Raw genomic sequence first — 13,782 nt, 5'->3', positions numbered from 1 at the left:
GCCGCCCGCGCCACATACATACGCTCGCGAGTGCTACTGTAGGGTATGACCGAAACGGCGACGCTCGGCGGTGGCTGCTTCTGGTGTATCGAGGCGGCGTTCGAGGAACTCGACGGCGTTGAGGACGTGACCTCCGGCTACGCCGGCGGGCACACCGAGGACCCCAGCTACCGCGAGGTCTGCTCGGGGAACACGGGCCACGCGGAAGTGGTGCAGGTCGACTACGACCCGGACGTGCTGAGCTACGAGGACGTACTCGAAGTCTTCTTCACCATCCACGACCCGACCCAACTGAACCGTCAGGGGCCCGACGTTGGCAGCCAGTACCGTTCGATCGTGCTGACCCACGATGACGAGCAACAGCGACTCGCCGAGGCCTACGTCGAAGCCCTCGACGAGGAGGGCGGCTACGACGACGACGTAGTCACCGAGGTCGAACCGCTGGAGACGTTCTACCGCGCCGAGGAGAAACACCAGAACTACTTCGAGAAGAACCCCGCAGATGCCTACTGCACGATGCACGCCCAGCCGAAGATCGAGAAGGTCCGCGAGAAGTTCGAGCGGAAGGCGGCCTGATCAGGCCGACAGCCGATCCAGCAGCTCTACCCGCAGTTCCTCGGCGCCCGAACTGACGACCGAACACGCCGAGAGATCCGTCTCCGCGTTGTGCTCCACGCGGTAGCCGACGACGGTCATCCCTGCTCGCGCGGCCGCGACCGAGCCGTTCTTCGAGTCCTCGACGGCGACGCAGTCGGCGGGAGCGACGCCCAGTCGCTCGGCCGCGGCCTCGTAGATGTCGGGTTCGGGCTTGCCCGGCCCCTCCACCTCGTCGTTCGAGAGCACGAGGTCGAACTCGAGGCCGAACCGATCGAGCACGTAATCGATCCACTGTGGCGGCGACGACGAGACGAGGCCGACGGGCACCCCGGCCTCGCGTGCCGCTTCGCGAACCTCCCCGAAGCCGTCGAGCAGGGCCACCCGCTCGCGGTAGATCGAGGCCGCGGCCGCGTCGTACAGGTCGACGAACTCCGCCTCCGAGACGGTCGTTTCGTACTGCTCGTCGAGCAACCGGTAGATCTCGCGGTAGGGCATCCCCGTGATATCGTCGAGGTCGGGTGGCTCGCCGTCGAGCACCGCCGGCAGCAGTTCCTCGCGTTCGGTCCGGTGCCAGTAGTCCTCGGAGTCGACGACGACCCCGTCCATGTCGAACAGCAGCGCGTCCATGGTCGCCGTACCGGTGCCCGCGCCATCGCGTTTGGGGTTTTCCGCGGAGCCTCAAGGCCGATGACGGGACCACTCCCGCGCGTGACCGAGACGATCCGACTGTTCGCGGGCGACTGTACCGTGGTGTTCGAGGGCGACCGCGAGCGGACCCAGCGGGGCTACGTGGTGGTCGTGGTGAAGCCGGACCGAACCGTGCTGGTCCACGACGCCGGGGGCTACCAACCCGTCGCGTGGCTCACCCGTGCCGACGACCTGACGACCGAGACCGAGGGCGACTCCTTCGCGCTGACGGCCCGGAGCGGCGAGCAGACCCTGCGCGTCGTCTCCGAGGCGCCGACGGGGCGCCGGGAGTACCCCGCGACCGAGGCCGGCGTGCCGGTGGGGGACTGCCCGGATTGCGGCGACGCGCTCGTGCGCGCGGGCGGTGAGGTGACCTGTCTGGGCTGCGACGCGGCCTACGGACTCCCGGCGGGGGCGAAGGTGCTCGATTCGGCCTGCGAGGACTGCGGGCTGCCGACGATGCGTGTCGAACGCGGCGAGTCCTTCGAACTCTGTGTGGACTGGCGCTGTGACTCGCTGGCCGACGCCGTCGCCGACGCGCTCCACGGCCGCTGGGACTGCCCGGACTGTGGCGAGCCGCTGGGCGTGGTCTCGCGCGGGAACCGCCCGTTCCTCGGCTGCGAGGCGTACCCCGATTGCGAGACGACGTTCTCGATTCCCGCGGGCGAAGCGGTCGGCGAGTGTCCCTGCGGGCTGCCGGTGTTCGAGACGGCGGCCGGCCGGCGCTGTCTGGACGGTACCTGCGACCGGTACTACGAGGCGCCCGTCGAAACCGAGACCGGGCCCTGAACCGGGATCAGTCCCGTGCTCCGTGGGCGACCGGCCCCGCCCCCGACCACAGTCCCTATACCCGCAGGCCGGGCACGTACGCGCATGGACGGGACTTTTCGTGACGGCGTGGTCCACCTCTCGGGCAACGCCAGACAGCGGTTCTACGACTCGGGGGGGTACGGTCGGCCGGCCGGCGGCAACGACATCGAACTCGCGCCGGTCGAGGCGGCCTACCTCCTCTACCGCGACGACCTCGACGCCGTCGTCGACGAGACGGGCGACTCCGGGCACGCGGGCGGCGCCGGCGGCGCGCGGATGGGGTTCCGTGAGTTCCTGACTCGAACCGACGCCGTCCTCGCCTTCGTCGTCTACAAGGACCTCCGTGACCGCGGCTTCTACCTCTCGCCGGCCCGCGAGGGCTGGGTCGACGACGGGATCGACGACGAGACGGACTTCGTCGTCTACCCGCGCGGGAAGGGGCCGAGCGACGACGAGATCGCCTACCGGCTCCGGGTCGTCGGCGAGCGCGCGCCGCTGTCGGCGGCGAGCATCGACGGCCACATGCTCGCCGTCGTCGACGAGGACGGCGAACTCACTTACTTCGGCACCGAGTGGCTCTCACCGTCGGGGAGCGCCGACCCCGACCTCCCCGAGTCGCTGGACGCGACGCTGATGGACGACCGACTGCTGGTCTGGGACCCTCCCGAAACGCTGTACGAGGGTGGGTTCTTCGGCCAGCGCCTCGCCGGCCGGAACGCCGATTCGGGCCCGCTCCAACTCTCCTTGCTCGAAGCAGCGTACCTCGCCGAACGCGGGGCCCTCGGGATGGACGTCGATTCGGTGTCGAGCCACGCCGAGGCCATCGAGGGCGAGCGGTTCGGCCGCCGCTACGCCGCCTACCGGTCGCTCCGGGCGGCCGGCGTCGTCCCCAAGTCCGGCTTCAAGTTCGGGGCGGACTTCCGGGTCTACGAGGCGTTCGACGGCGTCTCGGACCTCGGCCACTCGGACAAGCTGGTGCGGGTCGTCGAGCCCGACCACGAGTTCCTGCCCCGCGAACTCTCGCTGGACGTGCGGCTGGCCGGTGGGGTTCGCAAGCGAATGGTTTTTGCGCTGACCGAGCCGACCGATGCAGTAGATTGGCTCTGCGTCGAGCGAATCACGCCGTGACGCGCGGCGAGGTCTACCGATGACTGAGGACACACCCACACCGAAGACCGACGGGGGCACCGACAGCGTAGCAAACGACGACGTAGCCCTCGACCCGTGGGGGTCCTCGACCATCGCGGACTACCGCAAACTGTTCGAGCAGTTCGGGATCGAGGAGTTCGACGCAGCCGACGTGCCGAACCCACACTACCTGATGCGCCGCGGGGCCATCTTCGGCCATCGCGAGTACGGGCGCGTGGTCGAGGCGATGGCCAACGACGAGCCGTTCGCGGCGCTCTCGGGGTTCATGCCGACGGGCGACCCCCACATCGGCCACAAGATGGTGTTCGACGAACTCATCTGGCACCAACAGCAGGGCGGCGAGGTGTACGGCCTGATCGCGGACCTCGAAGCCCATTCGGCCCGCGGGATGTCGTGGGACGAGATCGACGAGCACGCCCGAAGCTACCTGCTCTCGTTCATCGCGCTCGGGTTCGACGTGGAGGACGGCGAACTCTATCGCCAGTCGGACAACCGGGTCCTGCAGGACCTGGCCTTCGAGATCGGTTCGACGACGAACTTCTCGGAGTTCGAGGCGATCTACGGCTTCGGCGGCGAGACGAACGTCAGCCACATGCAGTCGGTCGTCACCCAACTCGCGGACATCCTCTACCCGCAACTCGACGAACCGATGCCGACGGTGATCCCGGTCGGGCCGGATCAGGACCCGCACGTCCGGTTCGCCCGCGACGCCGCCGCCCGGATGCGCTTTTTCAAGGTGACCGAGGCGTTCGCGAGCTTCGCCGCCGACGAGCAGGAACGAGAACTGTTCAGTCACATATACGACACACTGGTGGAACGGGGCGATGCCGACGAACTTCGTTGTGAGGATGGCGCAGCCTTGCTCCGCGAGTTCGAGGACCGGGGCGAACAGCTCGCCGACGACGAGACCCAGCAGTCGCTGTTGAAGAAACTCGACAACGCCGGGAAGGAGCCGATCCGCCCCCGCGTGCGTTTCCTCGACCGCAACGCCAGCGCGTCGGCGTTCGAGGCGCTCATCGACCGCGTGCCGGGCGAGAAGCGCCGCTACGAGGCCCACATCGACAGCTTCGACCTCGACATCGAGGAAGCCGAGGAGTTGGCCCGCGAAGTCGAGATCGAGCACGACGGCTACGGCTTCGAGCGGCCGTCGTCGATCTATCACCGCTTCATGACCGGGCTGACCGGCGGGAAGATGTCCTCCTCGATCCCGGCGTCGCACATCTCGCTGCTCGACGACCCCGAGGACGGCTACGACAAGGTCAAGTCCGCCGCGACGGGTGGCCGGACGACCGCGGAGGAACAGCGCGAACTCGGCGGCGAGGCCGACGACTGCCCGGTGTTCGAACTCTACTCGTACCTGCTCGCGGAGGCCGACGACGAGTTCGTCGCCGAGGTGTACGAGGAGTGTACCGGCGGCGAGCGGCTCTGTGGCGGCTGCAAGGAGCAGGCCGCCGAACTGATGAAGGAGTTCCTCGAAGAGCACCAGGAGAAACGCGAGGAGGCAAAGGAGATCCTCGAAGACGTCGACATCGACCTCAGCAGCGACCGGCGCGGGCTTGGCGGGCAGGACGAGGAAGACGCCGTATAGGTCGTCTTCGGGTCGAGTTTCGTTTTTCGCGTGTGTCGTCGATGATCTGGTACCGGCGTGTTCAGCCCCAGCCCGCCAACGCGATGGCGGAGTGGGTATGACCTCGGGGACTGCACACCCCCGCGCCACTGCCGCTGCGGTCCCAGTGGTCGTGCATCGAGACGCTGTCGCCGTCGCTGTCTCGATAGCCGAACGCGACACCATCGTCAGAACGGCCACGAACGGCCCAACCGACTCACGGAAGCTTTTTGCGCGCTCGGGGAATCCTCCGGTGTATGGCGCCCGACACCGCCGCCCGCACGCACCGCCACGCAGCCGACGGCCGCGGGGTCGGGTTCTTCTTCGCCTGAGTCGGTCGGCGGAGCCCGGAGCCGTGGAGGCCGGGCGAAACCGACCGAGCGGGCCGTACTGCTCCCCGAGCGACGACGCCGGGGCGACCGACCGACACCGAACTCACTCACCACATGCGACTCCCGGAACGACAGGTCGCGGCCCTCGAGGCCGCGAGCGCGACTGACGCACAGCCGATCCCCGAACTCGCCGACGCGGCGGGGATCGACGAGGCGGCGGCCACGACCGCCGTCTTCGAACTGGAGGAGGAAGGACTCCTCGCCGTCGAGAGCGAGGTCGAGGAGACCGTCTCGATCACCGACGAGGCCGAGACGTACCTCGAAACGGGCCTGCCGGAGGTGCGGTTCTACCGCGCCGCCATCGACGCCGGTGCCGGCACCGACGCGGCGCCGATGGGGCAGGTCATTGGCGCCGCCGGACTCGAAGGCCCGCAGGTCGACATCGCGCTCTCGAACTTCGCCCGGAAGGGCTACGGGCAGATCGAGAGCGGCGAGGTCACGGCCGACCCGGACGCCGACCCCGACAGCGACCCCGAAGTGGCTGCACTCGAAGAACTGGCGACCGGCCGATCCGTCGACGACGCCGGCGTACTGGACCGACTGGAGGAGCGCGGGCTGATCGAGCGCGAGGAGCGCACGGTCCGCTCGGTCACGCTCACCGACGCCGGCGTCGACGCCATGATGGCCGGCGTCGAAGCAGCGGAGACCGCCGCCCAACTCACCCCCGAGATGCTGACCTCCGGGGAGTGGGAGGACGTCGAGTTCACCGACTACAACGTCGAGGCCGACGCGACCGAGGCCGGCGCGGGGAAGGTCCACGTGCTCCGGCAGGCCGCAGAGCGCGTGAAGGACGTGCTCGTCGGGATGGGGTTCCAGGAGATGGACGGCCCCCACGCCGACGCGGACTTCTGGATCAACGACGCGCTGTTCATGCCCCAGGACCACCCTGCACGGACCCACTGGGACCGGTTCGCGCTGGACGTTGACCCCGTCGAGAACCTCCCCGAGGACCTCGTCGAGGCTGTCGAGAACGCCCACCGCAACGGCGTCGGTCCCGACGGCGACGGCTACCACTCGCCGTGGAGCGAGGACTTCGCCCGCGAGGTCGCGCTTCGGGGCCACACGACTTCGCTCTCGATGCGCTACCTCTCGGGGGCCGCCGAGGGTGAACTGGAGCCGCCCCAGCGCTACTTCTCGGTGGAGAAGGCCTACCGGAACGACACAATCGACTCGACGCACCTGCTGGAGTTCTTCCAGATCGAGGGCTGGGTGATGGCCGAGGACCTCTCGGTCCGGGACCTGATGGGCACCTTCGAGGAGTTCTACGCCCAGTTCGGCATCACGGACGTGCAGTTCAAACCCCACTACAACCCCTACACGGAGCCGAGTTTCGAGCTGTTCGGGCGCCACCCCGAGACCGACGAACTGATCGAGATCGGCAACTCCGGCATCTTCCGCGAGGAGGTGCTGACGCCGCTGGGCGTCGAGTGTGACGTGATGGCCTGGGGGCTCGCCCTGGAGCGGCTGGCGATGCTCTACACCGGCGCCGAAGACATCCGCGACCTGCACGGTACGCTCGCGGACCTCGAGTTCCTGCGGAACGCGGAGGTGATCTACTGATGCCCGTCGTCGACATCGACACTGACGAACTACGACATCTGACCGGCCACGAGGAGAAGGGGGACGACCAACTGAAGGAGGACCTGTTCGGCCTCGGCCTTGAGTTCGAGGGCGAGACTGACGAGGGCGAACTCCAGTTCGAGTTCGCGCCCGACCGGCTCGACCGGCTCTCCGTCGAGGGCGTCGCCCGCTCCCTTCGCTACCAGTACGGCGACGACCGCGGGGTGTACGTCCCCGACACGAACGACGCCGAGTGGACGATCCGAGTCGACGAGTCCGTGCCCGACGAGCGCCCGTACGTCGCGGGCGCGGTCGTGCGCGGCGTCGATCTGGACGAGCAGGCACTCGACTCGCTGATCCAACTGCAGGAGAAGCTCCACGCGACGATGGGGCGCAAGCGCGCGAAGGGCGCCATCGGCATCCACGACCTCACGATGCTGAAAGGCGAACGCGTTGAGCAGCGCGAGATCGGTGAGGGCAACGACCTCGAACCGCCGGAGGACCTCACCCCCGTCGGCGGCGACGACGGCCCGACCGACGTTGGTGGCCCGACGATCACCTACCGCGGGATCGACCCCGAGAGCGAGGAGTTCGTCCCGCTCGACGCCGACAGGGGGATGACGCCGGCGGAGGTGCTGACCGAGCACCCGACCGGCGAGACGTACGCCGACGTGGTACGCGAGTACGAGCGCTTCCCGGCGATCTACGACGAACTGGGGCTGTTCTCGTTCCCGCCCGTGATCAACGGCCAGCGAACCGAGGTAACCACGAACTCCCGGGAGCTACTGATCGAACTGACCGGAACCGACCAGTGGACGATCGACCGGATGCTGGCGATCATCTGCTACGCGCTGGACGCCCGCGGCGCGACGCTGGAGGACGTCGACGTGGTGTACGACGACGGCGCCGCCGGCGAGCGGTCGGGCGACCACCTCGTCCGGCCAGAACTCGACGTGCGCGAGAAGACCGTCTCCCACGACCAGATCGAGACCACGCTCGGCATCGATCTGGAGATGGAGGCGGTGGTGGACCTGTTCGAGCGCTCCGGCCTCGACGCGACGACGAACCTCGGTGAGGAAACCCAGTACGAGGTCGAGATCCCGCCCTACCGGACCGACGTGCTCCACCCCGCGGACCTCGTCGACGACGTCGGGCGGGCGTACGGCTTCGACGAACTCGAACCGGAGTACCCCGACATCGGGACCATCGGCGGCCGCCACGAGCGCAGCAGACTGGAGCGAGCGACCCGGACCGCGCTCGTCGGGCTCGGGTTCGAGGACCTGCTGAACTTCCACCTCTCCTCGCCCGAGGAGAACTACGAGCGCATGGGCGTCGCGGAGGGAAGCGACGTGCTGGGCGGCGGTGCGGCGGTCAACGTCACCAGCGCCTACAGCGAGGACTACACCCAACTCCGGACGTGGGCGCTCCCCTCGCTGATGCACGTCCTCGAGAACAACACCCACCGGCGCTACCCGCAGGAGCTCTCGGAGGTCGGCTTCGTCGCCGAGCGCGCCGAGACCGGGCGGGACGGCGACGACGCCGAGGGGACGGGCGTCGCCGAGCACCGCACCGTCGCGGGCGCGATCGCGCGCACGGACGCCACGTACGAGGACATCAAGGGGAGACTGCAGGCGCTCGTCGCTGAGTTCGACGTGAGCCTCGAAACGCCGACCACCGACCACCCGAGCTTCATCGACGGCCGCGTGGCCGAGGTCGTCATCGACGGTGACGCGGTGGGCGTGATCGGCGAGGTCCACCCGCGCGTGCTGGTGGAGCGCGATCTGGAAGTGCCGGTCGCGGCCTTCGAGTTCCGGCTGGACGCGCTGGCGGAGTAGGTCGGCGCGTCTCGGCGTCCTGGGAGCCGTACTCGCAGGACCGAGTTCTTTAACAGGCGTTCACGGGAACGTTCACCCAATATGCCTAGCGGCCCGTACGACGCCGACGCCGTCGAGGAGCAGTGGCAGGAGCGGTGGCTCGCCGAGGACACCTACGCCTACCGCGGGGGGGAGGTCGACGACCCGGACACGGCCTTCGCCATCGACACGCCGCCGCCGACGGTGTCGGGGAACCTCCACTGGGGCCACGTCTACGGCACCATCCTGCAGGACATCGTCGCCCGGTTCACCCGGATGCAGGGCGAGGAGGTCTTCTACCCCTTCGGCTACGACGACAACGGAATCGCATCCGAGCGCCTGACTGAGAGCGAACTCGGCATCCGTCACCAGGAGTTCTCCCGGCGGGAGTTCCAGCAGAAGTGCCGCGAGGTCTGTGCCCAGTACGAGGAGGAGTTCACCGAGAACCTGCAGTCCTTCGGCTTCTCCATCGACTGGGACAACACCTACCGGACGATCGAACCCCGCGTCCAGCGCATCTCCCAACTCTCCTTCATCGACCTCTACGAGCAGGGCAAGGAGTACCGCAAGCGCGCCCCGGCGATCTGGTGTCCGGAGTGTGAGACCGCCATCTCGCAGGTCGAGACCGAGGACGACGAACAGCACAGCCACTTCCACGACATCGAGTTCGGCGTCGTCGGAGCCTCCTCGGAGGCTCCCGAAGGCGGCGAAGCCGCCGAAGAGGCCGCGGCGGGACAGTCGGCGTTCACCATCTCGACGACGCGACCCGAACTCCTCCCCGCGTGTGTGGCCGTCTTCGTCCACCCCGACGACGAGGAGAACCAGAACCTCGTCGGACAGCAGGCCGAGGTGCCGCTGTTCGGCCACGAGGTGCCCATCATCGCCGACGAGCGCGTCGACATGGAGACCGGCTCCGGACTGGTGATGTGCTGTACGTTCGGGGACCAGACCGACATCGAGTGGTACCAGGCCCACGATCTGGACCTGCGGGTCGCCATCGACGAGTCGGGCCACCTCACCGACGTCGCCGGCGAGTACGAGGGGATGTCCTCCGACGACGCCCGCGAGGCCATCGTCTCTGACCTCGACGAGACCGGCGCGCTGCTCGACCGCTGGGAGATCACCCACACCGTCAACGTCCACGAGCGCTGTGGCACGGGCGTCGAGTTCCTCGTCGCCGACCAGTGGTACGTCGAGATGCTCGACAGCACCGACGAGTACCTCGACGCCGGCCGCGAGATGGACTGGTACCCCGAGAAGATGTTCTCCCGGTACCAGCACTGGATCGAGGGGCTGCAGTGGGACTGGTGTATCTCCCGGCAGCGTTCCTCGGGGATCCCGTTCCCCGTCTGGTACTGTGAGGACTGCGACGAGGCGATCATGGCCGAGAAGGCCGACCTGCCCGTCGACCCGCTCTCGGACGACCCGCCCGTCGACGCCTGCCCGTCGTGTGGCGGCGACGACTTCCTCCCCGAGGACGACGTGTTCGACACGTGGGCGACCTCCAGCCTGACGCCGCTGATCAACGCCGGCTGGGACTGGGACGAGGAGGCAGAGGAGTTCACGATGGAGAACCCGGAACTGTTCCCGATGGACGTGCGCCCGCAGGGCCACGACATCATCAGCTTCTGGCTGTTCCACACCGTCGTCAAGTGCTACGAGCACACCGGCGAGGTGCCCTTTGACTCGGTGATGATCAACGGGATGGTGCTCGACGAGGACCGCAAGAAGATGTCCAAGTCCGTCGGGAACGTCGTCTCCCCCGAGGAGGTCCGCGAGCAGTTCCCCGTCGACGCCGCCCGATTCTGGGCGGCCGGGAGCTCGATCGGCGACGACCTGCCGTACCAGGAGAAGGGGCTGCGAGCCGGCGAGAAGCTGCTCCAGAAGCTCTGGAACGCCTCGAAGCTGGTCGACTCGCTGACCCCCGAGACCGTTCCGGAGATCCGGGACGAGGACCTCTCGGCGCTCGACCGCTGGCTGCTGGCGGAACTCGACAGCGAGGCCGAGTTCGTCCGGGAGATGCTGGAAGAGCGGGAGTTCTCGAAGGCTCGGGACAGCCTCCGAAGCTTCTTCTGGGGGACGTTCTGTGACGACTACCTCGAGATCGCCAAACAGCGGGTGCGCGAGGAGGACGACGAGTCCGCGAAGTACACGCTTTCGGTCGCCCACGAGCGCTTCCTGAAACTGTTCGCGCCGGTGCTTTCCCACATCTCCGAGGAGATCTGGCAGGAGATGTACAACGACGGGTCCGAGGCGTCGGGCGCGGGCGGCGAGTTCGAAAGCATCCACCGGACCGCCTGGCCCGAGCCGACGGGCGTCGAGGCCGACCACGAAGCCGGCGAGACGGCGATGACCGTCGTCGGCGCGCTGCGGCGCTACAAGAGCGAGCGCCAACTGCCGCTCAACGCCGAACTCGACACGGTGTCGGTGTACGGCACCGTCGACGGCTTCGAGAGCGACATCCGGAACGTGATGCACGTCGGGACGCTCGAAACCCTCGACGAGGAGCCCCAGATCGAGTCGGTGATCACCGGGATCGACCTCGACTACTCGGTCGTCGGGCCGGAGTACGGCGCAGACGTGCCGGACATCGAGGCCGGCATCGAGAGCGGCGACTACGAACTGGGCGAGGAGACGCTGACGGTGGCGGGCCACGAACTGAGCGCCGAGGAGTTCACCGTCGAGCGCGAACGGCAGTTCACCGGCGAGGGCGAGATGCTCGAAGCCGACGGCGCGCTCGTGATCGTTCGGGAGTAAGGAACCGCGCAGCCGCTTTTTCTACAGGTCGGCGCCGACGGCCTCGGAGACGTGATCGAAGCCGTCGCGGTCGAGCAGGTCCAGCAGGCCTTCGTTGATGTCGCGGGCCAGTGACGGCCCCTCGTAGACGAGGCCGGTGTAGAGTTGCACCACGCTCGCACCCGCGCGTATCTTGCGGTAGGCGCCTTCGGCGTCGCTGACGCCGCCGACGCCGACGACAGGGACGTCGGTGCGTTCGGCGACGAATCGGACCAGCCCCGTCGAGCGCTCCTCGATGGGATCACCGGAGAGGCCGCCCGGCTCCGCTTTGTTGGGCGACTTGAGGCTCTCCGGGCGTTCGGTGGTCGTGTTCGTGACGACGACGCCGTCGAGGCCCTTCTCGTCGACGACTTCGAGGGAGTCCTCGATAGCCGGGCCGGGAAGGTCGGGCGAGAGCTTCACGAGGAGGGGGGCGGCGCCGGCGTCCTGCAGCTCGTCGACGATGGCCTCCAAGGAGTCGCGGTTCTGGAGCGAGCGCAGGCCGGGCGTGTTGGGGCTGGAGACGTTGATGACGAAGTAGTCCCCCGCGTCGCCCACGCGCTCGTACGTGTACCGGTAGTCGCTCGGGGCCTCCTCCAGCGGCGTCGATTTCGACTTCCCGAGGTTGACGCCCACGGGCACGTGCGGGAGCGCGGTGTCGTCCAGGCGCGCGCCGACGGCGTCGGCGCCCTCGTTGTTGAACCCCATCCGGTTGATGAGCGCTCGGTCGGGTCGGAGGCGGAACATCCGCGGGCGAGGGTTGCCCGCCTGTGCCTCGGCGGTGATGCCGCCGACCTCGACGTGGCCGAAGCCCAGTGCGGCGAGCACGTTCGGGAGGCGGGCGTTCTTGTCGAACCCGGCGGCGACGCCGACGGGGTTGGGGAACCGGAGGCCGAAGGCCTCGGTCGTGAGCCGTTCGTCGTCGACGACGTAACGATCACGGAGGGCTCCCTCGATGGGAGTGCCTTGGACGGCTTCGAGACCGCGGCTCACGAGCGTGTGGGCGGTTTCGGCCGGGAGTGCGAACAGAACCGGTTTACCGGCGTCGTAGAGGTCCATGGTCCTCAGAAGTCGTGTTCCACGTCGTCGGCGTCGGCCGACTGGATGATGATCTTCCCGTCGCGGACACGCACGAACACTTCGTCGCCGATCTCCATGCCGGCGACCTCGAGTTCGTCCTCGTGGAGGTTCACGTGGACGTTGTGGTACTCGCCGTTCTCGTCTTTGGCCCCGCTCGGGCTGAGCTTCTTCTTGCGGACCATCTGGTCTGTCTACCCGTCGTTGGCCGTACGCGCTACTAAAGTGTTGTCTCCGGCTGACGCGCGCCCGAGCCTCTGTCGGGCGGATTCGGGGTTAATACCGAGAGTTAAGGTACGAATATTAGTGGGCCATATATAAGACCACCGGCGATAGGGGTCGTTTTCCCCGATATTTTTATAATACACCCTGTGCACCACCCGCATGGAGAGAAACCATGGTACGAGAAGACGGTAAGCGGAATTTCGCGCTTCGAGGAGAGACCGGTGAGGAAAGCGTGTTCTCGGGGAACACCCCTCGGCAGGCAGCACTCAAAGCTGCTCGCCGCCTCGAGCCTGCGAGCTCCGAGGACGCCGCCGAACGCGTCGACCTCGAACTCCGGGAGAAAGGAACGGATAAAGTACACATCTACGAGGGCTGGGCGTGGGAAGAGGAGGCTCCGGACAACAAGCCCGACTGGATGCCCGAGGTAATCACCGAAGCTAACGTCTCCAAACAGGGGATCGAACACCTCGACGAGTAGTCGTCGACGCCGATGGGTGCCTTGCCGTTCCGACAGGCGCACCACTCCCCCACGTCGAAACGCTTCGACGTGCGGTACTACGCGGTTGAACTGGCGTGCGAACGCTGGATGATCGACCGCCCCTCCGCTCCGCAATACTTCTACGCACTCGGAGCTTCAGGTGCGTCCTATCGTCTCTTCGTGTGAACGTTCCCCGCATGAAACCGCATGACGTAGCGCCGATGGTTCGACGGGGTTAAGTAGTTACCTCCCATCGAATGAAATGCGAAGGTCGCCGGGGCGGTCGCCCCCGGAGACACCCGGGCTCGCTCCGAGCGAGTTCGGATGCGTTCCGACGCCCTTAAGTGAATACGGGTGTTCGGATGTAATACGCAGAGGGGAGCGGGGTTCACACCGAGGTCGGCTCGGGCCCGCGCTTCCCGCGACGGATGAGGACGTCGCCCCCGTGGTCCGCCACAGGACGGCATCTGATGCGAGCCTTGGTAGTTCGGTGACCCCCGGAGCGGCCGGCGATCACCGAACGGAAACCGATACATAGACCATGAACGGTAAGATCACGACGTGATCTTAACC

11 protein-coding genes are annotated in these 13,782 nt (G+C 67.5%); 8 read left to right on the top strand and 3 right to left on the bottom strand.

From position 1 onward, the window contains the following. Positions 1-45 precede the first annotated feature (45 nt). Positions 46-576 carry a peptide-methionine (S)-S-oxide reductase MsrA gene (gene msrA, locus NO998_RS10960; protein ID WP_267647225.1) on the top strand — a complete coding sequence of 177 codons (531 nt, stop codon included), beginning with the start codon at positions 46-48 and terminating at the stop codon, positions 574-576. Here msrA and NO998_RS10955 read toward each other — a convergent pair whose 3' ends face one another. Further along, on the bottom strand, positions 577-1,224 hold the full coding sequence (locus NO998_RS10955; protein WP_267647224.1) for an HAD family hydrolase: 648 nt from the start codon (positions 1,222-1,224) through the stop codon (positions 577-579). It abuts the gene before it with no gap. A gap of 60 nt (positions 1,225-1,284) precedes the next feature. Between NO998_RS10955 and NO998_RS10950 the strand changes: the two genes are divergently transcribed. The 6 genes from NO998_RS10950 to NO998_RS10925 all read left to right on the top strand — a co-directional run bounded on the left by NO998_RS10950 (position 1,285) and on the right by NO998_RS10925 (position 11,411). Beyond that, complete coding sequence (locus NO998_RS10950) at positions 1,285-2,073, top strand: topoisomerase DNA-binding C4 zinc finger domain-containing protein (protein ID WP_267647223.1); 789 nt, start codon at positions 1,285-1,287, stop codon at positions 2,071-2,073. A gap of 84 nt (positions 2,074-2,157) precedes the next feature. Further along, positions 2,158-3,222 (top strand): tRNA-intron lyase, encoded by a 1,065-nt coding sequence (gene endA / locus NO998_RS10945; protein ID WP_267647221.1) that lies wholly within the window; start codon positions 2,158-2,160, stop codon positions 3,220-3,222. 19 nt (positions 3,223-3,241) lie between these two features. After that, on the top strand, positions 3,242-4,831 hold the full coding sequence (locus NO998_RS10940) for a tryptophan--tRNA ligase (protein WP_267647220.1): 1,590 nt from the start codon (positions 3,242-3,244) through the stop codon (positions 4,829-4,831). 464 nt (positions 4,832-5,295) lie between these two features. After that, the gene (gene pheS, locus NO998_RS10935) at positions 5,296-6,801 is read left to right on the top strand and encodes a phenylalanine--tRNA ligase subunit alpha (RefSeq protein WP_267647219.1); all 1,506 of its coding nucleotides are present in this window, start codon (positions 5,296-5,298) and stop codon (positions 6,799-6,801) included. Continuing rightward, complete coding sequence (gene pheT / locus NO998_RS10930) at positions 6,801-8,636, top strand: phenylalanine--tRNA ligase subunit beta (protein ID WP_267647218.1); 1,836 nt, start codon at positions 6,801-6,803, stop codon at positions 8,634-8,636. The genes pheS and pheT overlap by 1 nt, the downstream gene beginning before the upstream one ends. An 81-nt stretch (positions 8,637-8,717) precedes the next feature. Further along, positions 8,718-11,411 (top strand): valine--tRNA ligase, encoded by a 2,694-nt coding sequence (locus tag NO998_RS10925; protein ID WP_267647217.1) that lies wholly within the window; start codon positions 8,718-8,720, stop codon positions 11,409-11,411. 21 nt (positions 11,412-11,432) lie between these two features. Here NO998_RS10925 and NO998_RS10920 read toward each other — a convergent pair whose 3' ends face one another. Both NO998_RS10920 and NO998_RS10915 read right to left on the bottom strand, forming a co-directional pair. Beyond that, positions 11,433-12,488 carry a quinone-dependent dihydroorotate dehydrogenase gene (locus tag NO998_RS10920; RefSeq protein WP_267647216.1) on the bottom strand — a complete coding sequence of 352 codons (1,056 nt, stop codon included), beginning with the start codon at positions 12,486-12,488 and terminating at the stop codon, positions 11,433-11,435. A 5-nt stretch (positions 12,489-12,493) separates the two neighbouring features. Then, positions 12,494-12,691: a SymE family type I addiction module toxin gene (locus NO998_RS10915; protein ID WP_209492741.1), complete on the bottom strand. Its 198-nt coding sequence runs from the start codon at positions 12,689-12,691 to the stop codon at positions 12,494-12,496. A 212-nt stretch (positions 12,692-12,903) separates the two neighbouring features. Between NO998_RS10915 and NO998_RS10910 the strand changes: the two genes are divergently transcribed. Beyond that, positions 12,904-13,209: a non-histone chromosomal MC1 family protein gene (locus NO998_RS10910; RefSeq protein WP_267647215.1), complete on the top strand. Its 306-nt coding sequence runs from the start codon at positions 12,904-12,906 to the stop codon at positions 13,207-13,209. The last annotated feature ends 573 nt before the right edge of the window (positions 13,210-13,782 follow it).

The sequence above is a fragment of the Halolamina litorea genome, assembly GCF_026616205.1.
Classification (GTDB): Archaea; Halobacteriota; Halobacteria; order Halobacteriales; family Haloferacaceae; genus Halolamina; species Halolamina litorea.
Note: the sequence above shows the minus strand (reverse complement) of the source record. Positions and strands in the feature narration are given on the sequence as shown.

Bases quoted from the DNA above. Each gene is read 5' to 3' on its own strand.
- msrA (WP_267647225.1), top strand. From the start codon at position 46: ATGACCGAAACGGCGACGCTCGGCGGTGGCTGCTTCTGGTGTATCGAG.
- NO998_RS10950 (WP_267647223.1), top strand. From the start codon at position 1,285: ATGACGGGACCACTCCCGCGCGTGACCGAGACGATCCGACTGTTCGCG.
- NO998_RS10940 (WP_267647220.1), top strand. From the start codon at position 3,242: ATGACTGAGGACACACCCACACCGAAGACCGACGGGGGCACCGACAGC.
- NO998_RS10915 (WP_209492741.1), bottom strand. From the start codon at position 12,691: ATGGTCCGCAAGAAGAAGCTCAGCCCGAGCGGGGCCAAAGACGAGAAC.
- NO998_RS10910 (WP_267647215.1), top strand. From the start codon at position 12,904: ATGGTACGAGAAGACGGTAAGCGGAATTTCGCGCTTCGAGGAGAGACC.
- NO998_RS10955 (WP_267647224.1), bottom strand. From the start codon at position 1,224: ATGGACGCGCTGCTGTTCGACATGGACGGGGTCGTCGTCGACTCCGAG.
- pheT (WP_267647218.1), top strand. From the start codon at position 6,801: ATGCCCGTCGTCGACATCGACACTGACGAACTACGACATCTGACCGGC.
- NO998_RS10920 (WP_267647216.1), bottom strand. From the start codon at position 12,488: ATGGACCTCTACGACGCCGGTAAACCGGTTCTGTTCGCACTCCCGGCC.
- NO998_RS10925 (WP_267647217.1), top strand. From the start codon at position 8,718: ATGCCTAGCGGCCCGTACGACGCCGACGCCGTCGAGGAGCAGTGGCAG.
- pheS (WP_267647219.1), top strand. From the start codon at position 5,296: ATGCGACTCCCGGAACGACAGGTCGCGGCCCTCGAGGCCGCGAGCGCG.
- endA (WP_267647221.1), top strand. From the start codon at position 2,158: ATGGACGGGACTTTTCGTGACGGCGTGGTCCACCTCTCGGGCAACGCC.